At 71.8% G+C, this 25,304-nt stretch carries 20 protein-coding genes and 1 tRNA gene; 9 read left to right on the top strand and 12 right to left on the bottom strand.

Annotation, left to right across the window (positions count from 1 at the left end; genetic code table 11):
* Nucleotide 1: 1 nt before the first annotated feature.
* From IF54_RS0106305 to IF54_RS0106315, 3 genes are all read left to right on the top strand, one after another.
* A complete protein-coding gene (locus IF54_RS0106305) occupies nt 2-904 on the top strand; it encodes a sugar phosphate isomerase/epimerase family protein (protein WP_030315366.1) in 903 nt (300 codons plus the stop codon).
* An 11-nt stretch (nt 905-915) separates the two neighbouring features.
* Nucleotides 916-1,935 (top strand): Gfo/Idh/MocA family protein, encoded by a 1,020-nt coding sequence (locus tag IF54_RS0106310; protein ID WP_030315369.1) that lies wholly within the window; start codon nt 916-918, stop codon nt 1,933-1,935.
* A 132-nt stretch (nt 1,936-2,067) separates the two neighbouring features.
* Nucleotides 2,068-3,078: a hypothetical protein gene (locus tag IF54_RS0106315; protein ID WP_030315372.1), complete on the top strand. Its 1,011-nt coding sequence runs from the start codon at nt 2,068-2,070 to the stop codon at nt 3,076-3,078.
* Here IF54_RS0106315 and IF54_RS0106320 read toward each other — a convergent pair.
* The 5 genes from IF54_RS0106320 to IF54_RS0106340 form a co-directional block, all read right to left on the bottom strand.
* Nucleotides 3,075-4,079, bottom strand: coding sequence for a Gfo/Idh/MocA family protein (locus IF54_RS0106320; protein ID WP_030315374.1), 1,005 nt, complete (start codon nt 4,077-4,079; stop codon nt 3,075-3,077). The genes IF54_RS0106315 and IF54_RS0106320 overlap by 4 nt on opposite strands.
* Nucleotides 4,076-5,401, bottom strand: a complete 1,326-nt coding sequence (locus IF54_RS0106325; protein WP_030315376.1) for a protoporphyrinogen/coproporphyrinogen oxidase — start codon at nt 5,399-5,401, stop codon at nt 4,076-4,078. Before IF54_RS0106325 ends, IF54_RS0106320 begins: the two co-directional genes overlap by 4 nt.
* Before the next feature lie 140 nt (nt 5,402-5,541).
* Nucleotides 5,542-6,546 carry a Gfo/Idh/MocA family oxidoreductase gene (locus tag IF54_RS0106330; RefSeq protein ID WP_030315377.1) on the bottom strand — a complete coding sequence of 335 codons (1,005 nt, stop codon included), beginning with the start codon at nt 6,544-6,546 and terminating at the stop codon, nt 5,542-5,544.
* A 92-nt stretch (nt 6,547-6,638) separates the two neighbouring features.
* The gene (locus IF54_RS0106335; RefSeq protein ID WP_030315382.1) at nt 6,639-7,415 is read right to left on the bottom strand and encodes an SDR family oxidoreductase; all 777 of its coding nucleotides are present in this window, start codon (nt 7,413-7,415) and stop codon (nt 6,639-6,641) included.
* A 16-nt stretch (nt 7,416-7,431) separates the two neighbouring features.
* Nucleotides 7,432-8,598 (bottom strand): phytanoyl-CoA dioxygenase family protein, encoded by a 1,167-nt coding sequence (locus IF54_RS0106340; protein ID WP_030315384.1) that lies wholly within the window; start codon nt 8,596-8,598, stop codon nt 7,432-7,434.
* Between the two features lie 107 nt (nt 8,599-8,705).
* On the opposite strand from IF54_RS0106340, the gene IF54_RS0106345 reads away from it, so the two are divergent.
* Nucleotides 8,706-9,725: a LacI family DNA-binding transcriptional regulator gene (locus tag IF54_RS0106345; protein ID WP_020135336.1), complete on the top strand. Its 1,020-nt coding sequence runs from the start codon at nt 8,706-8,708 to the stop codon at nt 9,723-9,725.
* Between the two features lie 9 nt (nt 9,726-9,734).
* Here IF54_RS0106345 and IF54_RS0106350 read toward each other — a convergent pair whose 3' ends face one another.
* Nucleotides 9,735-10,883 (bottom strand): Gfo/Idh/MocA family protein, encoded by a 1,149-nt coding sequence (locus IF54_RS0106350; RefSeq protein ID WP_030315387.1) that lies wholly within the window; start codon nt 10,881-10,883, stop codon nt 9,735-9,737.
* 145 nt (nt 10,884-11,028) lie between these two features.
* On the opposite strand from IF54_RS0106350, the gene IF54_RS0106355 reads away from it, so the two are divergent.
* Nucleotides 11,029-12,048, top strand: a complete 1,020-nt coding sequence (locus IF54_RS0106355) for a LacI family DNA-binding transcriptional regulator (RefSeq protein WP_030315389.1) — start codon at nt 11,029-11,031, stop codon at nt 12,046-12,048.
* A gap of 11 nt (nt 12,049-12,059) precedes the next feature.
* On the opposite strand, the gene IF54_RS0106360 is transcribed toward IF54_RS0106355, so the two are convergent.
* Complete coding sequence (locus IF54_RS0106360; RefSeq protein WP_030315391.1) at nt 12,060-12,404, bottom strand: cupin domain-containing protein; 345 nt, start codon at nt 12,402-12,404, stop codon at nt 12,060-12,062.
* Between the two features lie 123 nt (nt 12,405-12,527).
* Between IF54_RS0106360 and IF54_RS0106365 the strand changes: the two genes are divergently transcribed.
* Nucleotides 12,528-13,040: a hypothetical protein gene (locus tag IF54_RS0106365; RefSeq protein WP_030315393.1), complete on the top strand. Its 513-nt coding sequence runs from the start codon at nt 12,528-12,530 to the stop codon at nt 13,038-13,040.
* A 71-nt stretch (nt 13,041-13,111) separates the two neighbouring features.
* Nucleotides 13,112-13,585, top strand: a complete 474-nt coding sequence (locus IF54_RS0106370; RefSeq protein ID WP_030315395.1) for a hypothetical protein — start codon at nt 13,112-13,114, stop codon at nt 13,583-13,585.
* A gap of 135 nt (nt 13,586-13,720) precedes the next feature.
* Here the strand turns inward: IF54_RS0106370 and IF54_RS0106375 are convergent, their stop codons facing one another.
* Nucleotides 13,721-14,314, bottom strand: coding sequence for a TetR/AcrR family transcriptional regulator (locus tag IF54_RS0106375; protein ID WP_030315397.1), 594 nt, complete (start codon nt 14,312-14,314; stop codon nt 13,721-13,723).
* Between the two features lie 177 nt (nt 14,315-14,491).
* On the opposite strand from IF54_RS0106375, the gene IF54_RS0106380 reads away from it, so the two are divergent.
* Both IF54_RS0106380 and IF54_RS0106385 read left to right on the top strand, forming a co-directional pair.
* A complete protein-coding gene (locus tag IF54_RS0106380; RefSeq protein WP_030315398.1) occupies nt 14,492-15,922 on the top strand; it encodes an MFS transporter in 1,431 nt (476 codons plus the stop codon).
* Nucleotides 15,923-16,003: 81 nt separating this feature from the next.
* Nucleotides 16,004-16,077, top strand: a tRNA-Pro gene (locus IF54_RS0106385).
* A gap of 485 nt (nt 16,078-16,562) precedes the next feature.
* Here IF54_RS0106385 and IF54_RS43250 read toward each other — a convergent pair.
* The 4 genes from IF54_RS43250 to IF54_RS0106405 all read right to left on the bottom strand — a co-directional run bounded on the left by IF54_RS43250 (nt 16,563) and on the right by IF54_RS0106405 (nt 25,297).
* A complete protein-coding gene (locus IF54_RS43250; RefSeq protein ID WP_051735345.1) occupies nt 16,563-17,870 on the bottom strand; it encodes a peptidoglycan-binding protein in 1,308 nt (435 codons plus the stop codon).
* 74 nt (nt 17,871-17,944) lie between these two features.
* Nucleotides 17,945-19,717: a hypothetical protein gene (locus IF54_RS0106395; RefSeq protein WP_037819390.1), complete on the bottom strand. Its 1,773-nt coding sequence runs from the start codon at nt 19,715-19,717 to the stop codon at nt 17,945-17,947.
* Nucleotides 19,710-24,056: a DUF6603 domain-containing protein gene (locus IF54_RS40445; protein ID WP_030315404.1), complete on the bottom strand. Its 4,347-nt coding sequence runs from the start codon at nt 24,054-24,056 to the stop codon at nt 19,710-19,712. The genes IF54_RS0106395 and IF54_RS40445 overlap by 8 nt, the downstream gene beginning before the upstream one ends.
* Entirely contained in the window at nt 24,053-25,297 is a 1,245-nt protein-coding gene (locus IF54_RS0106405) for a ComEC/Rec2 family competence protein (RefSeq protein WP_030315406.1), read from the bottom strand. Before IF54_RS0106405 ends, IF54_RS40445 begins: the two co-directional genes overlap by 4 nt.
* Between the last annotated feature and the right edge of the window lie 7 nt (nt 25,298-25,304).

The raw sequence follows: 25,304 nt of genomic DNA on the forward strand, positions 1-25,304 counted from the left end.
CGTGGCGGCCCCGCTCGACCGCATCCGCGTCGGATCGGCCCCGGACTCCTGGGGCGTCTGGTTCGCCGACGATCCGGCGCAGGTGCCGTGGGAACGCTTCCTGGACGAGGTCGCCGAGGCGGGCTACTCCTGGATCGAGCTGGGGCCGTACGGCTACCTGCCGACCGACCCGGCACGGCTGACCGACGAGATCGCCAGGCGTGACCTGAAGGTCTCGGCGGGCACGGTCTTCACCGGCCTGCACCGCGGCCCCTCGGTCTGGGAGTCCACCTGGGCGCACGTCAGCCAGGTCGCCGCGCTCACCCAGGCCGTGGGAGCGCGGCACCTCGTCGTCATCCCGTCCTTCTGGCGGGACGACAGGACCGCCGAGATCCTGGAGCCGCCCGAGCTGACCCACGAGCAGTGGGCCCACCTCACCAAGGGCATGGAACGTCTCGGCCACGAGGTCAAGGAGACGTACGGACTCGACCTCGTCGTCCACCCGCACGCCGACACCCACCTCGACACCGAGGACCACGTCGAGCACTTCCTGGACTCGACGGACTCCGAACTCGTCAACCTCTGCCTGGACACCGGGCATTACGCCTACTGCGGCGGCGACAGCGTCAAGCTCATCGAGAGCTACGGCGAACGCATCGGCTATCTGCACCTCAAGCAGGTCGACCCGGAGATCCTCGCGGACGTCGTGCAGAACGAGATCCCCTTCGGCCCGGCCGTCCAGCGCGGCGTGATGTGCGAACCGCCCTCGGGTGTACCGGAGTTGGAGCCCGTGCTGGTCGCGGCGCAGGGGCTCGGTGTGGAGCTGTTCGCGATCGTCGAACAGGACATGTACCCGTGCGAGCCGGACAAGCCGCTGCCGATCGCGGTGCGCACCCGCAGGTTCCTGAGGTCCTGCGGCGCCTGAGAGGGATGACCATGACCGAGCGAGGCACCCTCGGTGTCGCCGTCATCGGCACCGGCAAGATGGGCGCCGACCACGTCCGGCGTCTCCACGAGGTGGTCAGCGGGGCCCGGGTGAGCGCCGTCGTCGACCTCGACGCGGACCGCGCCAAGCAGGTCGCCGCCCGCGTGGACGGCTGTACGGCCCACACCGACCCGGCCGCCGCGATGGCCGCGCCCGACGTGGACGCCGTCCTCATCGCCTCCTCCGGGCCCGCCCACGAGTCGGCGCTGCTGCTGGCCCTGGAGCACGACCTGCCGGTGCTGTGCGAGAAGCCGCTCACCCCCGACGCGGCCTCCGCGCTGCGCGTCCTTCAGGCCGAGCAGGCGCTCGGTCACCGGCGCGTCCAGGTGGGCTTCATGCGGCGCTTCGACGCCGAGTACGTGAAGCTCAAGTCCTGCCTGGACACGGGCCAGTTGGGGCGGCCGCTCATGCTGCACAACCGGCACCGCAACGCCGCCAGCCCGCCCTTCTTCACCAGCTCCATGCTGATCAGCGACTCCGTGGCGCACGAGACCGACGTGACCCGCTGGCTGCTCGGGCACGAGATCACCGCGGTGACGGTACTGCGACCGACCCCCTCGGCGAACGCCCCGGACGGCCTCCAGGACCCGCAGTTCGTCGTCCTGGAGACCGACGGCGGCGCCCTCAGTGACGTCGAGATCTTCGTCAACTGCGGCTTCGGCTACCAGGTCCAGGCCGAGGTGGTCTGCGAACGCGGCACCGCCCGCATCGGCGACGGCCACGCCATGGTCACCAACATGGCAGGGCGCTGGGGCGGCACCATCGCCCAGGACTTCGTCGAACGCTTCGCCGACGCCTACGACCGCGAGGTCCAGGCCTGGGTCGACGCCACCCGCCGCGGCGAGGTCACCGGACCCAGCGTGTGGGACGGCTACGCGGCGGCCGCGGTGTGCGAGGCCGGCGTGCGCTCGCTGAACGACGGCGGCCGGGTGCCGGTCGAACTCGTGGAGCGGCCCGCGCTGTACGGCTGACCGGCCGCCGCGCAGGGGGAGTTCGGCGAAGTTCCCTCGTGCTCGCTAAGCACTCCTCGAATCGCGGCATCTTCGGGACGCCCTGTGCCACCATGGCGCGGCTGTCCTCGGCGGGGCGGCGAGGGGGTGTGCATGGGAGTCGTACGGATACTGCTGCCGTTGCCGCGCGCGGCGGCCAGGTGGGCGCCGGAGAAGGGCGGACCGCTGCTGGGGGCCGCGCTGTCGTACTGCGTCACGCCGTCCTGGGCGGGACTGCCGCCGCCCTCGCCCGCGCGGCGGCTGGCCTGGGCCGAGGAGGCGGTCGCGGCCTACCGCGCGACGTCCGACACGGCCGGCCTGAGCCGCGCTCTGGCACTGCGCGCCCACGCGCTGCTGCTCTCCGGCCGCTTCGAGGAGGCGTGCGGGGCCGCGGACGAGGCGACCGTCGCACAGGCCCCGCAAGTGGACACGGCGGTCGGCGGCAGCGTCGGCGTACCGAGCGAGGTGTCGGCGGCGGTGGGTGCCTTTCTCGGGGATGTGCGGGCGCAGGCGCTCGCGGGGCTGGGGCGGGCCGAGGATGCCGTGCCGGTGGCGCGGGCGAGTGTGGCGGCCTACCGGCGGCTGCCCGCCCCCGAGCGGAGGGACCGGGCGCTCGGCAGTCTGCCGGGTGCGCTGCGGACGTACGGCATGCTGCTCGCCACGACCGGCCGCCGCGAGGAGTCCGTGGCCGTCTACGAGGAGTGCGCCGCCCTCCTGGCCGCCATGTCGCTGCGGGAGCTGGCGCACGTCGAACGGGTGCGGCCCCAGGTGCTCGCCGAACTGGTCGGTGTGCTGCGGGCGTCGGGGCGCCACGAGGACGCGCTCGGCGTCGGCCCTGAGGCGCGGGAGGCGCTGCGGGGGCCCCTCGCGTGGACCGTCCCCGAGACCGTGCTGCCGCTGCGGGTACGGCTTCTGGTCGATCTCGCCCGCTGCCACACCGCCACCGGCGACCCGGCCGAGGCCCGCGCCTGCGCCCAGGCGGCGGTGGCCGAGGCCCGCAAGCCGCACGGCACGCGCGAGTTGACCTCGGCGCTGGACTGCCTCGCCGACGTGCTCGGTGAACTGGGCCAGACCGACAAGGAGTCGCTCGCCCGGCGTGAACTGGCGGAACTGCGCGACGCCTAGAAGGACATGCGCGGCCGCGGCTCGAACCCCGCCGCCCGGTAGGCGGCGTCGACGAGGGTCATCGTCGCCACCGCGTCGTCCGCGTCCAGCGGCAGCGCCGCGCCCCCGCGCACCCGGTCCGCGAACGCCTCCAGCTGGTAGGTGTACGACGACCGGGTGCCGAGCCGCTCGGTGCGCTCACCGTCCGCCGTGCGCACCACGAGCCGGTCGTCGAGGTGCGGCAGCACGAAGTTCGGCGCGAGCACCTCGCCCAGGGACCCGGTGACCCGGCAGCTCATCTCCAGCCGGTCGTACGCCATGTGACAGCGCGCCGACCCGGTCGCCCCGCCGGGGAAGGCCAGGTCGGCGTCGAGCCACTCGTCGAGCCCGGGCGCCTGCGCCCGCTCCCCGCCCCGCGCGGAGACCAGCCGCGGTGTGCCACCCGCCCAGGGGGCCAGCATCCGCAGCGCGTGCAGGCTGTAGCAGCCGAGGTCCATGACCGCGCCCCCGGCCAGGGGCAACGACCAGCGCGGGTCGCTGTCGGGCGGTGCCGGGATCGCGACCAGGGCCTCGACGTGCCGCAGCTCGCCGATCTCCCCGCTCGCGAGGATCTCGTGGAGGCGCCGGGTGACCGGGTGGAAGAGGTAGTGGAAGGCCTCCATGAAGACCGTCCCGGCCTTCGCGGCCGCCTCCCGCACCTCGGCGGCCTCCTCCGCGTTGCTCGCCGACGGCTTCTCGCTCAGGACGTGCTTGCCGGCCGCGAGCGCGGCGAGGTTCCAGGGCCCGTGCAGGCCGTTGGCCAGCGGGTTGTAGACGACCTCCACCTCCGGGTCCGTGATCAGCTCGGCGTACGACGCCGCCACCCGCTCCACACCGTGCTCGGCCGCCCAGACCTCGGCACGGGACCGGTCGCGCGCGGCCACCGCGACGACCCGGTGACCGGTCGCCCGGGCCGGACCGATCAGCGACGACTCGCTGATCCGCGCCGCTCCCAGCACTCCGATGCGCAGCGGTTCACTCATGTCCGCGGTTCCTCCTGGCTGAGGGCGGGACGGTCGTCCCGCCGGATCGGTGTGCCCTGAGCGGGCGGGAAATGACGGCGTGCGAGGTCCTGGGCGTGGGCCACCACGCACTCGACGAGCTCGAAGGCGGGCAGTCCGCCGACGTGGTAGGTGCGGTCACGGCCCTGGAGCGCGTCGAGGCGGTCCAGCGCGCCGTCCCGGAGGTCGTCGGACCCGAAGTGCGGCATGAACGCCCAGCCGCGCACCAGGTGCACCTCGCCGAGCCGCCCGCCGAGCGCCTCGACGTCCTCCCGCAGCAGCGCGGTGACCTCGTCTGGGCGGCCGTAGGAGTAGAAGGTCCGCAGCTCGCTGCCCGGGTAGCGGTGGTGGTACGACACACAGTGACCGGTCGTCTCGCGGCTCGCCGTGTGGGCGGCGAGGAAGTAGAAGGCGTCCCCGGGCAGGCCGGACGCGCCGGCGAGGGTGGTGTGGTAGGCGTGGGAGCGGATCCGCGCGGCCAGGTCGCGTTCCTCGTCGTCGGCGTCCGAGGCCGGCAGGATCCGGTCCGGCGGCACGGCCAGCACCACGTCGTCCGCGTCGACCGGCCCCGAGTCGGTGTGCACCCGCACCCCGTCGGGACGCCGCTCCACCGAGGTCACGCGCACGCCGCACCGCACGTCCTTCAGCTCCTGAGCGACCCGGCGCCACAGTGTGGCGAACCCGCCCACCACCGTGAAGTCGCCCCTGTGGCCGAGGAGTTCGGGGGCGGGGTCCAACAGGCCGGTCATCTCCGCGTACTTGACGAAGTACAGCGCGGGTACGCCGTCGTCGAGGTGGCCGTACCCGGCGGCCGTGAAGCCGGTGCCGAAGGAGTCCGCCATCGACTCCAGGCCGTGCCCGGCGAGCCACTCGGACACGGGAGCGGCCAGGGCCCGGGCGGAGTGGGCGAGCCCGGGTTCGGCTATGCGCGGGAACTCCCGTTCGCGCAGCGCCCGGTAGCGGTGCAGGGAGCCGTCGCGCAGGAACGTCATCGGCTGCCGGGCCCCGGCTCCTCCGGGGGCGTCGAGGACGCGGTAGCGGCTGGTGCGCTCCGTCTCCACGTCCAGTTCCGTCAGCAACTCGGCGATCCGTTCGTACCTGTTGGTGCAGATGTGGCCGCCGAGGTCGTAGGCGCGGCCGTCGGCGTGCACGCTCTGGCACTTCCCGCCCACCGACTCCCGCTCCTCCAGGACGGTCACCCGGTGGCCGGCCCGCTCCAGTTCGCGGGCGACGGCCAGGCCGCCCGGTCCGGCGCCGACGACGGCCACGGTACGGGGGGCTGCGGTGTCGGGTAACTCCTGCATGCTCGTGACTCCTGGATCGGTCGGACGTGGCGGGCTCTCATGGTCGTACGGAGAGATCACGTGACCGTAAACGGGCGTCGCGGGCGCGTCCAGCGCCGGACCGGGCCCCGGGCACGGGCGCCCGGGACCCGGCGGTGGCGTCAGGCGGAGCGGACCTCGGCGATGGTCACCGGGCGGTGCTCGTGCAGGGACAGGGTGCACGCCTCGGCGATCCAGCCCGCCTCCAGGGCGTCCGCGATGGTGCACGGCGAGGGGCGGGTGCCGGCCACGACCTCCGTGAACGCGGTGAGTTCGGCGCGGTAGGCGGCCGTGAAGCGGTCCATGAAGAAATCGTGCGGAGTACCCGCCGGGAAGGTCACACCGGGCTCGACCGAGCGCAGCGGCAGCTTGTCCTCCAGACCCACCGCGATGGAGTCCTGGAAGCCGTGGATCTCCATGCGGACGTCGTAACCCCGGGCGTTGTGGCGGGAGTTGGAGACCACCGCGATGGTGCCGTCGTCCAGGGTGAGGATCGCCCCGGTGGTGTCGGCGTCGCCCGCCTCCTTGATGTACTCGGCGCCCCGGTTGCCGCCCACGGCGTACACCTCGACGACCTCCCGGCCGGTCACCCAGCGGATGATGTCGAAGTCGTGCACCGAGCAGTCCCGGAAGATGCCCCCGGAGGCGGCCACGTACGCGGCCGGCGGCGGGGCCGGGTCCAGCGTGGTCGAGCGCACGGTGTGCAGCTTGCCCAGCTCACCGCTCTGCACGGCGGCCCGCGCGTTGACGAAACCGGTGTCGAAGCGGCGGTTGTAGCCGATCTGGATCGGCACCTCGCTGCCCTCGACGGCCCGGAGGACCTCGACGCCCTCGCTCATGTGCTTGGCGACGGGCTTCTCGCAGAAGACGGGGATGCCGGCCTCGACGCCGGCCAGGATCAGGCCGGGGTGGGCGTCGGTCGCGGCGGCGACCACGATGCCGTCCACGCCGGCGGCCAGCAGGGCCTCGGGCGAGTCCACGACCTCGCCGCCGAAGCGCTCCGCGGCGGACTTGGCGGCCTCGGCGAACGGGTCCGTGAGGACGAGGGACTCGACGGCGTCGAGTCCGGAGAGGGTCTCGGCGTGGAAGGCGCCGATGCGGCCGAGGCCGAGGATTCCGATACGCATGGGGGTGCAGCTCCTTGAGGGTTTTCCGGTGAGCGGTGTGTTCGGTGAGCGGGGAGTCTCACGAGGTCTTGCGCGGGTGGGGAGGGGGGAGGTCAGTCGAGGCCGCCCAGGACGTTCTGGTCCCAGTCGATCACCGATCCGGTCACCACGCCCGACCGGTCGGACAGCAGGAGGACCACGAAGTCGGCGATCTCGTCGGGCTGGCCCAGCTTGCCCATCGGGAGCCGGGCCGCGGCCTCCTCGCGCCAGTCGTCGCCGGCGCCGTGGAAGGCCTTCTGGGTGGCGTCCTCGCCCTCGGTCGCCGTCCAGCCGATGTTCAGGCCGTTGATCCGCACCCGGTCCCAGCGGTGCGCGTGCGCCGCGTTGCGGGTCAGGCCGATCAGCCCGGCCTTCGCCGCCACGTAGGGGGCGAGGAAAGGCTGTCCGCCGTGCGCCGAGGAGGTGATGATGTTGACGACCGTGCCGGGCGCGCCCCGGCCGACCATGTCCGCGACGGCCGCCTGCATGGCGAAGAACGGCGCCTTCAGGTTGATCGCGATGTGCTGGTCGAACAGCTCGGGCGTGGTGTCGAGGAGGGTGCCCCGGGAGGTGAGCCCGGCGGAGTTCACCAGGCAGTCGACCCGGCCGTACGCCTCCACGACCCGGGTGACGGAGGCCTTGGCCTGCTCGGCGTCGGCGAGGTCGGCGCGCACGAAGAGCGCCTTGCCGCCGGCCGCCTCCAGCTCCGCGACCAGCGCCTCACCGGGTTCCGGCCGGCGCCCGCTGACGGCCACGACCGCCCCCTCACGGACGGCGGCCCGGGCGATCGCGGCACCGACGCCCTGGCTGCCGCCGTTGACGAGGACGACCTTGTCGTCGAGAAGTCCCATGGATGTGCCATGCCTTTCAGCTCGTGCGCCGCTCGGCGCCTGCCCGCAACGCGTCCCTGAGGACCCGCGCGTTCCAGTCCTCGGCGAGCGCCCGCCGCACGAGGTCCGCCTGCGAGGGCGGGGCCAGTCCGTCGACCGGGGGATCGCTGTCGAGGTTGGTCGGGAAGGGGTAGCCCTCGGCGCTCGCGGCGATCACGTTCTCCAGCCACTCCGCGTCCGCGCCCTCCGCCTTGCGCCGCAGCAGCGCCGGGTAGACCGCGTTGGACACCGCCTCCCGGTCCACCGTCTCCATGGCCCGCCCGAACGCCGAGGAGATCTGGAGCAGGTTGGCCGTGCGTCGCACGTCCGTGGTGCGGTTGGTCCCGGCCGCGTGGAACAGCGCCGGGTTGAAGAAGGCGGCGTCGCCCTTCGCGAGCGGCAGCTGGACGTGGTGCTCCTTGAAGTACGCCTGGAACTCCGGCCGCCGCCACGCCAGGTACCCGGGCTCGTACGCCTGCGAGAACGGCAGGTACAGCGTCGGCCCCGACTCCACCGGCATGTCGCAGTGCGCGACCGCGCCCTGGAGCGTGAGCACGGGGGAGAGACGGTGCACGTGCGCGGGGTAGGAGGCCGCGACCTCGTCGGAGAGGAAGCCGAGGTGGTAGTCGCGGTGCGCGGTCTGCGCGAGACCGCCCGGGTTGACCACGTTGACCTGCGAGGTGACCTGGTAGCCGGGGCCCAGCCAGGCCTCGGACACCAGGGCGAGGACGGGGTTGGCGTAGTAGTCGGCGAAGGCCGCGGGGTCGTAGAGGGCCGCCTTCTCCAGCGCGTTCCACACTCGCTCGTTGGCGCCGGGCTTCGCGAAGTGGTCGCCCGCCGTCGCGCCCGCCGCGTACTGCTCGCGAATCAGCGAGTCGAAGACCTCGGTGAACCGGTCCACCACCGCCGGATCGGGGAACGCCCCCCGGAAGACCACCACCCCCGGCCCGTCGGTCAGGGCCCGCACCAGCTCCTCCTGCACGTCACGGCGGTCCCTCGCGCCGCGGACGCGCTCGGCGTCGTACAGCAGCACGTTCCGTTCCACGGCACGGGCGTGCGGGTACTCGGCGGGATCGGCCGTCCGCTCGACGAGCGCGCGGAAGGAGCCGAGGTCGCAGTCCTGCTCGGACAGCCAGGCGCGGCGGTGTACTGCGGTGAAGGACATCGGCGTCCTCTCGGTGACAGGGGCGACTCAGCGCTGTCATTCTTGTCATGACAAAGCCGTCGAACAACCGGCAGGCGGCCATCAAAAACCCCTCAAGGAGCAGACGCGTGGGACACCCGTTCCCCATTCGGGAGATCGCACGACAGGCGGGGCTCAGCGAGGCCACCGTCGACCGGGTCCTGAACGGCAGGGGCGGGGTCAGGGAGAACACCGTCCGCGAGGTCCATCAGGCGATCACCGACCTGGACCGGCAGCGCACCCAGGTCCGCCTGGTGGGCCGCACCTTCATGGTCGACATCGTGATGCAGACGCCGGAGCGCTTCTCCACCGCCGTCCGCGCCGCCCTGGAGGCGGAGCTGCCCGCGCTGCACCCCGCCGTCCTGCGCTCCCGCTTCCACTTCCGCGAGACGGGCCCGGTGACGGAACTGACGAGGATCCTCGACCGCATCGCCCGGCGCGGCTCCCAGGGCGTGATCCTGAAGGCCCCCGACGTCCCCGAGGTCACGGCCGCCGTCGGCCGGCTCGCCGAGGCCGGCATTCCCGTGGTCACCCTGGTCACCGACCTGCCCTCCACGGCACGGCTCGCCTACGTCGGCATCGACAACCGGGCCGCCGGGGCGACCGCCGCCTATCTGACCGGCCAGTGGCTGGGCGACCGGCCCGGCAACGTCCTTACCAGCCTCAGCAGCGGGTTCTTCCGCAACGAGGAGGAACGCGAGATGGGCTTCCGCAGTGCCATGCGCGCCCGGCATCCCGACCGTGCGGTGGTGGAGATCGCCGAAGGCCAGGGCCTGGACGCCACCCAGTACGAGCTCGTCCGGGCGGCCCTGGAACGCGACCCGGACATCCGCGCGGTCTACTCGATCGGCGGCGGCAACATCGCCACCCTGAAGGCCTTCGAGGACCTGGGCCGGGAGTGCGCGGTGTTCGTGGCCCACGACCTCGACCACGACAACGACCGCCTGCTGCGCGAACACCGCCTGTCCGCCGTGCTCCACCACGACCTGCGCCAGGACATGCGGGAGGCCTGCCACATCGTGATGCGCGCGCACGGGGCGCTGCCACCGGCGGGCCCCACGACACCGTCGGCGATCCAGGTGGTCACGCCCTACAACATGCCGTACTGAACAGGCCCTTCACAGCTCCACCCACGCACCGCTCTCCGCGGACCGCGCCATCGCGTCCAGTACGGCCGCGCTGTGCACGGCGTCCGTCAGCGTGGCCCCGTACGACGTGCCCTCGGCGACCGAACGCAGGAAGCGGTACGCCTCCACCACCTTGAGGTCGTCGTAGCCCATGGCGTTGGCCGCGCCCGGCTGGAAGGCCCCGAACTCGCCGTCGCCCGGGCCGACGTACACCGTGGAGACCGCCTGGTCCTGGTAACCGGTGCCGCGACCGACCCTCAGCTCGCCCATGCGGCGGAAGTCCCAGAACACCGCGCCCCGGGTGCCGTGCACCTCGAAGCCGTAGTTGTTCTGCTCGCCGACCGAGACCCGGCAGGCCTCCAGGACACCCCGGGCCCCGGAGGCGAAGCGCAGCAGGCAGTTGACGTAGTCCTCGTTCTCCACCGGCCCCAGTTCCCCGGTGGCGAGGGTGTGCCCGGCGGTGGCGCCGGTCGGGCGGGCGCGCTCGGGGACGAAGACCGCGGTGTCGGCCGTGAGGGAGGTGATGTCGCCGAGCAGGAAGCGGGCCAGGTCGGCGCCGTGCGAGGCGAGGTCGCCGAGGACTCCGCTGCCGCCGCGCTCCCGCTCGTAGCGCCAGGTCAGGGCGCCCTGGGGGTGGGCCGCGTAGTCGCTGAACAGCCGCATGCGGACATGGGTGATCGTGCCGAGCTCGCCGGCGGCGATCAGCTCGCGGGCGGCCTCCACGGCGGGCGCGTTGCGGTAGTTGAAGCCGACCGCGCTGCGCAGGCCCGCCTCGGCTACCGCGTCGGCCACCGCGCGGGCGTCCTCGACCGTCAGGCCCACCGGCTTCTCGATCCACAGGTGCTTGCCGGCCGCGGCCATCGCGACACCGATCTCGCGGTGCAGGAAGTTGGGCGCGGTGACGCTCACCGCCTGGACGCGCGGATCCGCGGCGACCTCCCGCCAGTCCCGGGTCGCGGAGGCGAACCCGAACTGCGCGGCGGCCTCCTCGGCCCGCCCCGGCACCTCCTCGGCGACGGCCACCAGCTCGGGGACCAGCGGGAGCCGGGGGTAGTGGTGCCGTACACGGGCGTAGGCCTGGGTGTGCACCCGTCCCATCCAGCCGAATCCGACGACGGCGACACCGAGCGTATCGACCATGGGGAACCCCTCTGTGAAACCCTTTTTGGACCGTTCCATAGCGTGTCCAGGTCACCTTGAGTGCCGTCTTCCACCCATGTCAAGCCTCCCTCGCCCGCAGCCAGGCCTTTGACAAGCCACCAGAGCTCATGGAACGGTCCATCCCATGAGACCGCCGACGATCCGCGATGTGGCCGAACGGGCCGGAGTGTCGAAGTCGCTGGTCTCGCTCGTGCTGCGGGGCTCGGACCAGGTGCGCCCGGAGAAGCGGGAAGCCGTGCTGAGGGCCGTGCGCGAGCTCGGCTACCGCCCCAACGCCGCCGCCCGCAGCCTCAGCGAGCAGCGCACCCGCACGGTTGGCGTCCTCCTCCACGACCTGCGCAACCCCTGGTTCGTCGAACTGCTCGACGGCATGAACTCCCTCCTCCACGACAACGGCCTGCGCATGCTCCTGGCCGACGCCCGCCTCAACCGCCGTACCGGACAGGACCCGGCCGGCCCCTTCCTGGACCTCGGCGTCGACGGACTCGTCGTGGTCGGCACGCTGCCGGAGGCCACCGCGCTCGGGGCGGTCGCCGAACGCCTTCCCGTGGTGGTCGCGGGCGCGCGCGAGCCGCACCTGCCGGGGGTGGACGTCGTCGCCAACGACGACGTGCGGGGCGCCCGCCTGGTCGCCGAGCATCTGATCAGCCTCGGGCACCGGCGCATCGCGCACATCGCGGGGTACGGGGCGGTGGGCGAGCTGCGCCGGGAGAGCTTCGAGGCGACCATGCGGGCCCACGGGCTCGCCGACGGGGCCGTCGTCGAACCGAGCGACATGACCGAGGAGGGCGGCTACCGCACGACGGTCCGGCTGCTGAGCCGCACGGACCGGCCGACGGCCGTCTTCGCCGTGAACGACATCGCCGCGATCGGCGCGGTGTCGGCCGCCGAGGAACTGGGCCTGCGCGTGCCGCGCGACCTGTCCGTCGTCGGCTACGACAACACCAGCATCGCCCGGCTGCGGCACGTCTGGCTCACCACGGTCGACAACGCGGGGCACGAGGTCGGCCGTCGTGCCGCGCGATGTCTGCTCGACCGGTTCGAGAGGCGCGGGGGAGCGGGCCGTACGGAACTCGCGGTACCGGTGCTGGAGGTGCGGGGGACGACGGCGGGGCCGCCGGACGGTGACGGCCACGGCTCCTGATCCGGCGCCGGTCAGAGGTTGATCGCGTATGCCTTCCGCAGGGTCTCGTGGACCGTCCAGGTCGTGCGGTCGCCCTCGCGCAGGACGGCCATGTCGCCGGGCCCCACCCTCAGCGTCGGGCCGTCCTCGACCTCGATGGTCGCGGAGCCGCTGACGACGACGAACAGCTCGTCCGCCTCCGTGTCGGTGACGACCCCGGGGGTGATCTGCCAGATGCCCCGGATCTGGCGTCCGTCCGGCGACTCCCAGATCACCTTGCCGGTCACCTCGGGCGTCCCGGAGACGATCTGCTCCCGCGCGAGGGGCTCGGACTCGAGCTCGGCGTCGGGGACGTGGAGTACGAAACTGTGGTCCATGGGGCGACCCTAGCGAGATCGTCCGCGGCCGGTCCGTCGACAGTGTGTGGAGTGTCGGCGCAGGTGGGAGGACACTTCGTCGCGGACTGGCGGGGTGTGTCGGCCCGGGTGATCGTGGAGGGCATGGCGGACACCCAGGCTGCCGCGCCTCCGGCGCACCGGCACGACACCCGCGAGGCGGTCCTGTTCGGCGGGGTCTACGGCTCGGTGCTGGCCTGCTCCATGGTCGCGGCGCTCACGCAGTACGGGCACACGTCCCGGGACAGCCGCCGCTACGACGCCGCGTGGCTGCTGGTCACCGCGCTCGCCTCGGCCCTCGCGCACGGCTACGCCCACTACATCGCCGAGCGCACCCCGCACCGGCGCGGGGACGCCCTGCGCGTGCTGACCGACGAATGGCCCCTGGTCGCGGCGGTCGTGCCGACGGTCGTCCTGCTGGCCGGCGCGGGCTGGGGCTGGTGGCCGGCCAACGGCGTCGAGTACGCCGCCTTCACCCTCAACATCACCCTCCTGTTCACCCTCGGCCTGGTCACGGCCCGCTGGTCCCACCGCGGTTGGCTCCCGGCGGTGACGATCGGTGTGGTGGACGCGATGCTGGGGGTGGTGGTCGTGGTGGCGAACGCGGTGATCAAGTAGGGGGCGGGGCGGGGCGGCGGGCGCCGGCGAAATCGGCTGCGGCCGGCCGGTCGAGGGGACAGCATGAGCTGATGCCCGACCTGTTGTGGGACGACGTCAGGAACTTCTTCGACCCCGATCTGATGGGAGCGCTGCCGGACGTGCGGGTGCCGGGTACCTCGGTGGCGGACTGGCAGGCGGTCTTCGATCTGGTGCGGTCGCGCGGGTGGGCGTACGCGTACTCCGAGGACGGCGTCGCCGGGCGGCTGCCGCGAGTCGAGGATCTGGTGGCGCGCGGCGCTGGGACGTGCGCCGAGCTGCGGGTGCGGCCAGAACCCGGCTTCCTCGTGATCTTCCGGATGTACGAGGTCGAGGCGATCGACTTCGACGTGGATCTGCGGGAGTTGCAGGGGCAGGCCGGTGTCGACGTGCTCTGCCGGCTGTTGCGGGTCATAGGGCGGCGGCTGGGAAAGCCGGTGCTGGTGGCCCCGGAGTCGGATTCGTCGCACCCCGTGCTGGGCTTCGATGTCGCGGTCGGGCGGGTTGTGCTGCTCGCCGAACCGTAGCCGGAGCCGGGGATGCGCTCATCGTGGCGTGGAAGCCGGTTGAACCGAGGCCCGGTGCACCCGGCCAGGGGCGCGGGGAACTGCGCGACCAGCCCCACGACCCGCACCCGCGAGCGGCGACACGGACCCGGTTTCTCAGGCGTCCGCCGCTCCCCGCACCCGCACGCCGTCCAGCGCGATCGCCAGCACCCGGTCGCGCTGGACGTCGTCGTCGAAGGTCGTCGCCGTGATCCCGGCGACCATCCGGAGCAGGTCCACGAAGTCCATGTCCCGCCGTGCCTCCCCGGCTTCCTGGGCGCGCTCGAACAGCGGACCCCCCGCCGCGTACATCGAGTCCCGGCACGCGGCGAAGATCTCCGACTCGTCGTTGAGCGCCTCGCGCACCGCCCGCTTGGTCACCATGTAGCCGGCGAACCGGTCGAGCCAGGCGGTGAGCGCCTGCCAGGGCTCTTCGTCGGCGAGCTGCCGGGCCACCTCGACGAGCGTGTTCACCTCGTCCGCGTAGACGGTCTCGAAGAGGTGCCGACGGGTGGGGAAGTTGCGGTAGAGCGTACCGATGCCGACGCCGGCGCGCCGCGCGATGTCCTCCAGGGACGCCTCCGCCCCGTGCTCGGCGAACGCCTCGCGCGCGGCGGCCAGCAGGGCGTCGTAGTTGCGGGCGGCGTCCTTCCGGTGGGGCCGGCGGGACGCGACGATCTCGCTGACGGGGAATGACGACGGGGCGGTCACGGCTGCCTCCCGAGGCGGAAACGGAGGTCTACCTCCGGAACGGGTTGAAGCGGAGGTGTGCCTCCGCTAGAGTGGAGGCGTACCTCCACTTTAGCAGTCGAGGTGCTCCCACCGTCCTTTCCGCGACCGCTTCCCCAGAGGCTCCGGCCGCACCCCGTTCGTTCGGAGAGGCTCTTCATGCGCCGCAAGTCCACCCGTCTCACCTTCGCGGTCCTCGCGACCGGTGCAGGCGTGTTCTCCATGCTCCAGTCGCTGATCGCGCCGGCCCTGCCGACCGTCCAGCACGCACTGCACACCTCGCAGTCCACCGCGACCTGGGTGATGACCGCGTATCTGCTGTCCGCCTCGGTCTTCACACCGATCCTCGGCCGGGTCGGCGACCTGGTCGGCAAGAAGCGCACGCTGGTCGCCGTCCTGGTGACCGTGGCCGTCGGCTGTCTCCTCGCCGCGCTCGCCCCGAGCATCGGCGTCCTGATCGTCGCCCGGGTCGTCCAGGGCGTCGGCGGTGCCCTGTTCCCGCTGTCCTTCGGCATCATCCGCGACGAGTTCGCCGCGTCCGAGGTCAGCGGCTCCATCAGTAACCTGTCCGCGGTGATCGCCGCCGGCGGTGGCGTCGGCATGGTCGCCGCCGGGCCCATCGTGACCGCGCTCGACTACCGCTGGCTGTTCTGGATCCCGGTCGCCATCGTGATCGCGGTGACCCTGATCGCCGTACGGTATGTGCCCGAGTCGCCCCGCAGGGCCGAGGGGAACGTGAACTGGCCCGGTGCCGTGCTGCTGTCCGCGTGGCTGGTCGCGCTGCTGCTGCCGCTCAGCCAGGCGGGCAAGTGGGGCTGGGGTTCGGCCCGGGTGCTCGGCCTGTTCGCCGCGGCCGTCGTGCTGTTCGCGCTGTGGCTGTCCTCCGAGGCCCGCTCCCGCACCCCGCTGATCGACCTGAAGGTGATGCGCCTGCCCGCCGTCCGGACCACCAACACCGCCGCGCTGCTCTTCGGCGCCGGGATGTACTCGATCTGGTCCTTCCTGCCGGGCTTCGTGCAGACGCCGTCGTCGGCCGGGTACGGCTTCGGGGCGAGCGTCACCGCGGCCGGACTGCTCATGCTGCCCATGCTCGTGGCGATGTTCCTCTCCGGGGTGCTCAGCGGCCGGCTCGAGCCGGTGGTCGGCGCCAAGTCCCTGCTGGTGACCGGTGCCGCGCTGGGTGCGGTGGCCTGCGGCTTCCTCGCCCTGTGGCACGACGAGCGGTGGCAGATCGCCGTGGTCGCGGGCTTGTTCGGCCTCGGTATCGGACTCGCCTTCGCCTCCATGGCCAACCTGATCGTGGGCAGCGTCCCGGCCGACCAGACCGGCGCCGCGACCGGTATGAACGCCAACATCCGCACCATCGGCGGCTCCATCGGCGCGGCCGTCACCAGCGTCCTGGTCACCGGTCATCTCCAGCCCTCGGGCCTGCCGTACGAGTCCGGCTACACCCACGGGTTCGCCCTGCTGGCGGTGCTGTGCCTGGCCGCGGCGCTGGCCGCCCTGCTCGTTCCGGTCCGGCGGGCAGCCGTCCGCCGGGTCGTCACCGAGGCCCCTGACGTGCGGGAGTCCGTCGCCACCCGGGGCTGACGCGGTGCCCGCCGGCCCGGCCGCAGGCGTGAGGTAGGGTTTACCCGCGCGATCACACGGACGACCCGTGGGAGACGCGGCCGGGACGTGGCGCAGCTTGGTAGCGCACTTGACTGGGGGTCAAGGGGTCGCAGGTTCAAATCCTGTCGTCCCGACTTTGTGAAGTCGGAGATCAGGGGCCGCTTCAGGAGAAGGCTGAAGCGGCTCCTGATCATTCTTGGGGACCAGTTGGGGACCAGGATGCTTGGCGGCGGTTGGAGCGCACTTTGACCCGGTCAAGATGCGCCATGGAGCGGGCAGTAGGGCGCAAGCGCTCGTTTGACGCTTGTTCTGATGGCGTGTCAGGCGCCTGACCGGCTGGTCGGACCCTGTCAGAAGCGCGAGCATCGATAAGCCCACGGGGCAGGTGACGCCGACCGTAGACCTGCTGCGTTGTTTTCCCGGCCGCCTGCGGGCAGCCCCCGGTGAGCTTCACGCCACCGGCCTGAGCCCGGGCCGGATTGCATGCGGCCGCCGGGCGCGATCCTCCTCGACGGTGCCGTGCTCGGCAGCGGCCTGCGCGGTCGCGACCGGGAACAGCGGCAACCTGTCCAAGCCGTGACGCAGCTCTCGGCTGTCGGTGCGTCGGGCTGAGCACGCTTCAGAGCTTCGGGATCCTCAGTGCGGCCCAGGTTCTGGGGCCCGGAATCCCGTCCGCGTCGCCCTCCAGTCCGGGCCGGGAGCGCTGGAAGTCAGCGACGTTGAGCCTGTCCGCCTCCGACCATGCGGGCCCGGGACCGGAGGTGTAGTGCTTGCCGAAGCCGAGGTCCACCAGGCGCCTGCCGAGGGCGGTGACCAGGGGGCTGCGGCGACCGGCATGGAAGAACGCCGCCCCGGGAAACGGCTCGTACAGCGGTGTCGGCGGCTTTGCCGGGGCCGCCGTCGGCAGTTTCAGTCTCTGTCCCACGGTGATCTCGTCGGCGTTCTTGATGCCGTTGAGAGACAGCAGAGCACTCACGGTGGTCCGGTGCGCGGCCGCGATGGAGGTCAGGGTGTCGCCCGCCTTCACGGTGCAGGTAGCGGAACCGGTGTCCGGGCTGGTTCCCTCGCCGGCGCTGCGGAGCCTGCCCGGCACGATCTCGGTGTCGATGGCCCCGGGGTCCCAGTGGTCCTGGCCGGGGATCTGGGAGTGCCCGTAGTGGCCGCCCTTGTTCTCCCAGGTGGTTCTGGGACGCTCCGTCGCGAGGGCCGCGGTGGCCGGCGGGGCCCCGACGGGCCACACGTCCGGGATGCCGTGCGCGCGTAGCGCGGTGAGCAGCCGCTGGAAGTTCGGCTTGGCCTTCGGGGCGAACCCTGTCGTCCACGGAGCCCGCGCGCGGCCCAGCACCTCGATCTGGATGCAGACCTTGCCGGTTCGGTTCGTGCGCTTCGTGCCGTCGTTCCTCAGCGCCCTGGACGACAGGTTCAGGGGGCCGAACTGGCCCAGCCGGTCCGTGACAGGGCAGTAGATCACCTGCGGTTCCACCCCGGCACGCATCAGGAAGGCGGCCACGGACGTGAAGTAGTCGCCGCCGGCCGGGGATTCGGTGGTGTGCCAGACGGCCCGTGGCGGCTCCAGCGGGGTGTCCATCGGGCCGCCGATGCGCTGGTCGCCGAAGCGGGTGACGCCGTCGATGTACGCGGGGCCCGAGGCGGGGGGCGGGGCGTCGGTCAGGGTGGGGCGGCTCTTCGGTAGTGGGCTGGTGGCCGGTTCGGCGGGCTCGTAGACGTCCAGGGCGCCGTCGTCGCGCAGGACCATGAAGGCGCCCGCCTGCCGGGGGTGCTCCTTGACGTGGCGCGTGGAGCCGGGCAGGGCGGCGATGGCGCGTACCTCGTCGATGTGGGCCTGGTCGACGGTGCCGAGGCAGGTGGTGGTGACGGCGTGGGTGCCGGGGTCCGGGTGGTCGACCGCGACGTGGAAGGCGGGCATGGCGAGGCTCCGTTCTCGGGGCAAAGCGAAATCGGGTGGTGGGCCGTGGAAAAGGCGAGAGGGGGCGGGCTCGGTCAGGAGCTGAGGAAGCTCACCCGCTCGGCCGTCTCGATCATCTGGCGGGCGAAATCGCCGGAGCCGATGCTGCCGCGTTTCATCGTCGAGGCGATGCTGTCGGCGAGGTCCCCGATGGGCAGCCGGCCGCCCGGGCCCAGGGGGAGAGGCGCCAGGGCCGGACCGCTGCCGCCGTCGGGCCCGCGCAGCGACTTGCCGAACCGGCCGTCCCCGGGGAGTTCCACCGCGAAGTGCACCGCCTCGGGCCGCTGCCGGACGTCGAGGCGGGTCAGGGTGCCGGCGAAGAGGCAGAGCATGATGTCGGGGGTCAGACGGGTGGCGCTGAGCTGCTCCAGCGGAACGTCCTGATCCGCGCCGAACGCCTCGACGGCCAGGCCGGGGTAGCCCGACACGACGCCGGACCTGATCAGGGCCCCGGTCACCGTCTTCGCCAGGTCCACCAGTGGCCCCGACCGGTCCAGTTCGGCGTCCGCCGAGGTCAGGCGGCCAATGCTGAACGCACCGTCCAGCAGTTGGCGTATCCACTGCACGTCGAGGCTGACGAAACGGATGCTCTCCACCGGCAGCAGCCGCTCGTCGGGCACCAGGTACATCAACGGGACGCCGGACAGGCCCGCCAGGCCCTTCAGCCAGGTACGGACGGTGTCGGGGAGCGCGTCGTCGATGGCGGGGACGTCGAGCGGGTAGCCCGTGACGGGTTCCAGGGTCGCCCGGAGCCGTTTCTGGCTGCGGCGGCGTTTCCAGTCGTACAGCGCGGTCGCGTAGTCGGTGCTCTGGAGCGCAAGGAGTCTGCCCAGTTCCCAGGCGGCGGCGTACCCGGTCTCGAACATGCCGATGTCCGGGCGGAAGCGCAGCAGGCGGTCCGAGGTGCGGGTCGCCTGGAGGGGAGCCGTCGCCACCGGGCCCGTCGTCAGGGGGCCTCGGTACCAGGACACCGTCGTGCCGCCCTGCCGCAGGGTGTGCCGTACGGGGATCTGGCCCTGGCGCAGCAGGTCGTCCGCGGCGGCGTTGCCGCTGTCGGGCAGCCGCAGGGGGCTGCCGTGCCGGGCCAGGTCACGGACGAGGCCGGCGAAGTTCTGGTTCTCGGCCACGCAGGCGAACCGCCAGGTGGCGAGGGTGACCAGGCGTACGGACGCGTCGGGTGCATCGGGGCCCAGGTCGAACCCGTCGGCGCCGTAGCGGCCTTCCAGCGACACCAGGTGCACGGTGCTCGACTCGTTCGACGGGGGCAGCCTGTTGCCCAGGACCACGGCGACGTCGGGGGCGCCCTCGGTCCGCCGGAGGTGCGCCAGGTAGGGCAGGTCCGCGGCCGAGGGGAGGACCTCCGCCAGCACGCTTCGGGGGACGTCGATGACGGTGGCCCGGTCCTCGGGGGACTGATGTGCCTCCAGCGGGGCGGCGGGGAAGTACGCCGGCCCGGCGGCGAGGTCCGCGAGCCGGACGGACGTCGGGTCGGGCCGCTGGGACTCGTCGAACAGGAGCAGCGCGAGCCAGGGGCCCTCGATGCCGGGCGAGCGTTCCCAGGGCAGCGTCGGGCGGTCCAGCATGACGTGCGGCAGGACGTTGTGGTGGTCGCCCAGGCTGCCGTCCGGCGGGAAGAGCGCCGTCACCCGGGCCGCCGGCAGCGAGAACCTGTCCGCGCTGACGGTGAACCGGCGGGTCGCCGCGAACGGTTCCGGGCTCTCGGCGATCGTCTGGGTGGTAGTGATCTCGTACTCTCCGGCCGGCAGGACCGGCTTGGAGTGATCGACGAACGTGATGGTGTCAGCCATGGGTGACCACCTGCGGGACCTCCAGGAACTGGTCGGCGCCGAATCCGCCGAGGTCGATCGGGACGCCGCCGAGCACCGCGTCGATCAGGGACGCGCGGGCCGTCGTCACAGCGGGGTCGTGGAGCGCGCCGGTGATCGCGGCGGCGTCCTGTACGAGGACGGGGCCCGGTTCCGCGGACGCCCAGCGGATCGCGTCCGGTTCGGTGAACAGGGGGGTCGCGCTCTGGAGTGCGGCGGCGGGGAGGGTGGGTGAGACGGACGGCTCCGTCGGCGGCAGCGGCCGTACCGTGTAGCCGGTGAGCAGCTCTCCCACCAGCTGCGGCCGGTTCAGCGAGGCGCCGAACTCGCTTCCCCACAGCGCCGACGGGAGCTGCTTGCCGACGGGCGCGAAGTCGAACAGGCCGTCCATCGGCCTGCCGTCCCTGGTGATCTCGATCCGGTGCGTCGCCGTCGTGGACGCCACGTCCATCGGGCTGATCCCGAAGGCCGTACCGGCGGTCCCGGCCGGCAGCGTCCGGTCCTGGCCGTCCGGGCCGCGCAGCGCGCGGGTACTGGGGACGACCGAGTCGGTGACCAGCACCAGTCCGTGCGGGTCGACGACACCGAGATCCGTGCCGCCGCCCGGGGCCAGCGCTCCGCCGCCCAGCGAGACGGTGGTGATCTCCTCGGCGGGCGGCAGCAGGGTCGCCCGGAACCGGTCCCAGGGCATGGGGGCGGGCGCGGCGGTGCCCGAGGCGCCGAAGGAGATGGTGAACGAGATGACGCTCAGGTCGATGTGGGCGCGACCGCCGAAGTCCGGGCCCCAGAAATCCACGTCCGCGCCCACATGGGCGCTGATGGTGTGGCTGCCGAAGAACGAGAACGTGTACGAGGCGCCGACCGAGATGTGCGCGGACGCCTCGTAGTGGTACGGCTGCCACGCGATGAGGAAGTCCATCGACGCGTCGAACCACGCCTGGAGCGAGCCGTCGTGCCAGGTCGCGCTCAGGCTGCCGCCCGCCATCAGCGCCGCCGGTGTCAGCGCGAAGTAGGCGCTGCCGGTGAGCTGGAGGTGGGAGCTCACCTGCCAGTGGAAGCCGAGGCGCGGGACGGCCGGGTAGTGCGCGGGCACGGTGAAGTGCGGGTGGTAGCCGCCGACGCTCAGGACGAAGTCGCCGCTGTTCGGCCCCGCGAACCAGGTGCTGAACGCGAAGCCGCCGGTCAGCTTGCAGTCCCGGGACAGCAGATAGGAGTTCGGGGTGAGCTGGGCGGCGATCGAGAAGAACCCGTCGTCGGGGACGAAGGTGCCGCGCAGCGCCAGTTGCACTTCGGCGACCGGGGTGACGTTCGCCGCGCCCGCGTCCGACGCCGGCAGGATCAGCGTCGACAGCCCCATCATGTTCAGCTCGAACCGGTGACCGAAGCCGGCCGACAGGAGCAGGAACGAGTCGACCATCTCGAACGAGGTGAACCGGATCCCGAACATCAGGAAGATGTCACCGGGGGACGGCGGCAGCGAGTCGTTCAGCCGCGCCAACTGCCCGCCCACGTCGGTGGCGGGCGAACCGCCCCCGACGACGTCCGCGATCAGTGGGAACTCGGCGAGCCGGTCCACAGCGGGCGGGATCAGCCTGCGGTTGTAGCCGAAGCCCGCGGCCAGCCCGCGCACGAAGAAGAACGCCGGCCCGCCGATCGGTTTGTCGAGGAACGCGTACACGAACAGGGAAGGGCCCTGCGGGAGCTGGAGGTAGGACCCGATCGCGCCGATGGAGAAGTCGGCGGTCTGGATCGTCGCCGCCCCGCCGTACGCCGGGTAGGACGCGCCCTCGAACTCGACGGTGTCCTTCAGGAACGAGCCGCCGATCTCCACCGGCCCCGCCGCGTACGCGAGATCGAGCCCCGCCAGCCCGAAGGCCGGTGTCGCGGCGGGGTCGGACAGCGGGACGCCCGCCTCCAGGCCGGTCAGGGCGAGGGTCAGTCCGGCCGCCGCGATCGAGGCGTCCAGCAGGACGGCGAGTTCGGCGCCCTGGCCGGGCGGGTGGTCGTACCGCATGCCGACCCGCTGGATGTGGATCGGCCCGAAGGAGCGCTGCACCTTGTACCAGAGGGCGCTGTCGGTGGTCTGCGTCGACTTGTCAGGTACAGGTGCCGTGGGTTGGCTCCCCGCCACCGGCAGGGCCAGGGGCTTCTCCAGCGCGCCGAGCTTCAGCAGCCCGCTGATCAGGAACCCGGCGGACAGGTCGCCGTCAGGAAGCTTGGCCACCCGGTCCGGGAGCATTCCGTTGACGGCGGTGACCTCGGCCGAGGCCAGGGCGGCGGAGGCCGCGACCAGCCGGAGCGGGTCGAAGCCCATCTCACCCGCGCCGAGATGGTCGCCGACGACCGGCAGGTGCGACAGGTCGACCGTGAGGGCCAGATCGGCGCCGAACAGGTACGCCGGCCCGTCCACGGCGAGGAAGGCGTCCTTCAGGTCCACGGTCAGCCCGTCCGGGACGAAGGCGGCGGCGGACGGCAGCAGGGCCGCGACCATGTCCTTCAGCGCGGGAACGGGGTCACCGGCCGCGTGGCTGTAGGCGGCGGTGAACAGGGTCGCCCCCGGCGCCTGCGCGAACCTCAGGTCGAACCGGGGCCTGAAGGGGCCGTGCGCTGTCGGTACCGTCGCGGCGAGCGCGGCGGTGAGGCTGCGCTGCCCGGTGTCGATCGCGAGGGTGACGTCCACCTGGGCGGTGTCGAGGGGGAAGAGTGCCTCGCCGGTGAAGAAGACGCGCCCGGTGCCGGTGGTCACCTCCATGCCGAGGTTCTCGATGACCAGCTGGGCGATCGGCGCGGGCAGGGCGATCGCGCCGAACCGGTCGGCGATCTCCTGGAACAGCGCGCCGATCGCGACCTGCTGGTCGGGTCCGGTGTCGCCGGTGAACTGCCACCCGCTTGCGCCGGGGTCGTGTGTCGCGGAGATCCTGAGGAAGACATCGGCAATGACGAAGATCGCCAGGGCCCGGAAGGTGGTGTCCTGGGCGTGGTCGACGGAGAACATGACGTTGTGCAGCGCGACCGAGTCCGTCAGCTGCCACTCGCCGTCCAGTTCCAGGAAGGCGTGGTAGACGGCCGCCTGGTCGTTGGTGGGGAGGGTCAGGCCGAAGTCGAACTTCAGTACCGACAGGTCCGGCAGCGGCGAGGGGTCGGCGCCGGTCAGGTCGGTGTAGACCTCGCGCATGCTCAGCGGGCCGTCGCCCTCGCGCAGCGCGCCGCCCAGTGTGCCGGTGAGGGTGTCGGCGGTGATCTCCAGGGTGCCGTCCCTGCCGATGCCGAACAGCCCGGTGACGAGGGCGGACGGACGCGGGGAGGACAGCGGGCTGTCGATCCGGAAGGTCAGGTCGATCGCCTGCAAGTCCAGCAGGTCCGGGACGACCGTCCACTCCTCCTGGGTCTCCACGGTCAGGCTGATGGAGTCGATCGACAGGGCGGCCGGGGTCACCCGCATCGAGACCTTGGTGAGCCGCACCGGGCTGGTGACGGCGAGGCCGAACGGGACCGGCAGGGCGGACTGGCCGGCGAATCCGGCGACGTCCGCGAGGCTGATGGCACCGAGTTCCCTGAAGTCCCCGGTGAACAGCAGGCTGTCGCCCCAGCCGAAGATCCGCGTGTCGATGAGGATGTCGTGCCGTGTTCCGGCCACCGTGATCGGGACGGCCGCGGTCACCGTGACCGAGCAGCGCGCCGTCCAGTCGATGTGGTGGTAGTTGAAGACGGGGTCCGCGGTGATCTCGTACCGCAGCTCGGTGAGGGTGAACAGGCCCAGGTCGAGGGTCAGCTTCTCGGGCCCGAACAGCATGATGTCCGGCACGGGAGTCGTCGGGAAGCCCAGCTCCTCCCGGCCGTTCACCATGGTGATCTTCCCGGTGAGGGTGTGGGTGACGCCCGGCATCAGCAGGTCAAGCGGCGCCATCGGCGTGGTGATGACCAGGACGCCGCCGAAGGTCATGGCGGTGGCCGTCGAGTCCAGGACCAGCACCGGCGACCCGAACCGCAGGGTGTCGAAGACCGAGCCGCGAAGGGCCGGGAACGCCCGCGAGAACGTCCAGTCCGCGGCGCCCGCGGCCCGCACCACGACGTGCACGGAGCCGGGTGCGGCGCTGAAGGTGACGTCCAGAGCCATCCCGGTGAACGGGCCTGACGCACCGGTGCCCGTCACCCTGACCCCGTCGGCGGTCTCCGTACGGGCCGTCACCGGGTCGATGACGAAGCCCTCGTCGGGGAAGAACGAGGCGAAGAGGGCGCCCACGCCGGTCAGCGCGCCGATCGCCACCTCGATCCTGGGGCCGGTCTGCCGCACCGCGGTCCGAATCTCGTCGGGAGTCATCGGCTCGCCCTGAAATCGCGGGTGATGGTGCCCCGGGACCCGGTGGAGAACACGCTCTTGGTGCTCGGGTAGAGATATGCCTCCCCCAGTCCTTTAGCCGGCCAGACGTACGTGACGTGCTGGGTGATGTCGGGGCGCTTGTCGAGCCTCTCCACGTACCGCAAGATCACCTCCTTGCTCGGGTGACGGTGTTTCACGAGTTGCCGTCCGGAGCTCGCGACAGCCTCGACCGGGTTCACCGCTTTGACGAAATCCTGGGAGGACGAGGTCAGGACGCTGCCGTGGTGAGCGATCTGCACGATGTCCAGTCCCGCGATCCGCTCCGCGGCCGTGTTCAGCAGGAACTTCTCGGTGTTCTTGGTCGAGTCGCCCATCATCAGCAATTTCTTGCCGTGGGCCTGGACGAGGGTGACGATGCTTCCCCGGTTGGTTTGGTTGCTGCCGTCGTTCACGTATTCATACGTGACGCCGGCGGCGATGATGGATATCTGGCAGCTCTCACCTTCGTCCACGATCAGGATGCCGCCGTCGTCGTCCAGCCGGTCGACGGTGACAGGATCGACGATGACAGGGACGTCCTTTTTCCGGACGGGCTTCCCCTGAAGGGTGACCTGCCCTTTCACCTTGCCCGCCTGGTCATCGTTCTTGACGACCTGTTGAGTGAGTCTGGTGCGGGAGAACAGGAACTCGCTTGTTTTGGCCGCAGTGTATTGATCGAAATTGTCGCTGTGATAGCACTTGTCGATCGTGTAATCGTTGCCCAGTACTTCTACGAGCTTGTTGTAGTGGTCGCCGTCCGGGTGGGTGAGGATCAGGATGTCGATCAGGTTCTTTCCGCCGAGGTACTTCGGGTCGGCCAGGACATCGCGCATCCGCTTGATGACGTCGGCGTCGCTGCTGGGGAGTATGTTGCCCTCCATGCTCTTGTGGTCTGTTCCCAGCGAGCCGCCGTCGAAGAGGATGACCTTCCCGCCCGGTGTGGACATCACGGCGAAGTCGCCTTGGCCGACTTCGACAAAGGAGACGTACAGATTGCCGTCGCCGCTGTCGCCCTTCGGGTCCGGGGTGCGCTTGCGTATCTCGGACCGCAGCTCCTCCAGGAACTGGAGGCGCTTCTCCTCGGCTTCTCGCTCCGCCGCCTCTTTCTGTTCTCTCCGTGCTTCCTCCGCCTTCTTTCTCGTGCTGCGCCTCACGGGCTGAGAGAGCTCGTGATCGGGGCGTTTCCGTTTCTTGGTGGGCATCGGTCAC

The sequence above is a fragment of the Streptomyces sp. NRRL B-3229 genome (assembly GCF_000719505.1).
Taxonomy (GTDB): Bacteria; Actinomycetota; Actinomycetes; order Streptomycetales; family Streptomycetaceae; genus Streptomyces; species Streptomyces griseorubiginosus.

Bases quoted from the DNA above. Each gene is read 5' to 3' on its own strand.
- IF54_RS0106310 (WP_030315369.1), top strand. From the start codon at position 916: ATGACCGAGCGAGGCACCCTCGGTGTCGCCGTCATCGGCACCGGCAAG.
- IF54_RS0106315 (WP_030315372.1), top strand. From the start codon at position 2,068: ATGGGAGTCGTACGGATACTGCTGCCGTTGCCGCGCGCGGCGGCCAGG.
- IF54_RS0106320 (WP_030315374.1), bottom strand. From the start codon at position 4,079: ATGAGTGAACCGCTGCGCATCGGAGTGCTGGGAGCGGCGCGGATCAGC.
- IF54_RS0106325 (WP_030315376.1), bottom strand. From the start codon at position 5,401: ATGCAGGAGTTACCCGACACCGCAGCCCCCCGTACCGTGGCCGTCGTC.
- IF54_RS0106330 (WP_030315377.1), bottom strand. From the start codon at position 6,546: ATGCGTATCGGAATCCTCGGCCTCGGCCGCATCGGCGCCTTCCACGCC.
- IF54_RS0106335 (WP_030315382.1), bottom strand. From the start codon at position 7,415: ATGGGACTTCTCGACGACAAGGTCGTCCTCGTCAACGGCGGCAGCCAG.
- IF54_RS0106340 (WP_030315384.1), bottom strand. From the start codon at position 8,598: ATGTCCTTCACCGCAGTACACCGCCGCGCCTGGCTGTCCGAGCAGGAC.
- IF54_RS0106350 (WP_030315387.1), bottom strand. From the start codon at position 10,883: ATGGTCGATACGCTCGGTGTCGCCGTCGTCGGATTCGGCTGGATGGGA.
- IF54_RS0106355 (WP_030315389.1), top strand. From the start codon at position 11,029: ATGAGACCGCCGACGATCCGCGATGTGGCCGAACGGGCCGGAGTGTCG.
- IF54_RS0106360 (WP_030315391.1), bottom strand. From the start codon at position 12,404: ATGGACCACAGTTTCGTACTCCACGTCCCCGACGCCGAGCTCGAGTCC.
- IF54_RS0106365 (WP_030315393.1), top strand. From the start codon at position 12,528: ATGGCGGACACCCAGGCTGCCGCGCCTCCGGCGCACCGGCACGACACC.
- IF54_RS0106370 (WP_030315395.1), top strand. From the start codon at position 13,112: ATGCCCGACCTGTTGTGGGACGACGTCAGGAACTTCTTCGACCCCGAT.
- IF54_RS0106380 (WP_030315398.1), top strand. From the start codon at position 14,492: ATGCGCCGCAAGTCCACCCGTCTCACCTTCGCGGTCCTCGCGACCGGT.
- IF54_RS43250 (WP_051735345.1), bottom strand. From the start codon at position 17,870: ATGCCCGCCTTCCACGTCGCGGTCGACCACCCGGACCCCGGCACCCAC.
- IF54_RS0106395 (WP_037819390.1), bottom strand. From the start codon at position 19,717: ATGGCTGACACCATCACGTTCGTCGATCACTCCAAGCCGGTCCTGCCG.
- IF54_RS40445 (WP_030315404.1), bottom strand. From the start codon at position 24,056: ATGACTCCCGACGAGATTCGGACCGCGGTGCGGCAGACCGGCCCCAGG.
- IF54_RS0106405 (WP_030315406.1), bottom strand. From the start codon at position 25,297: ATGCCCACCAAGAAACGGAAACGCCCCGATCACGAGCTCTCTCAGCCC.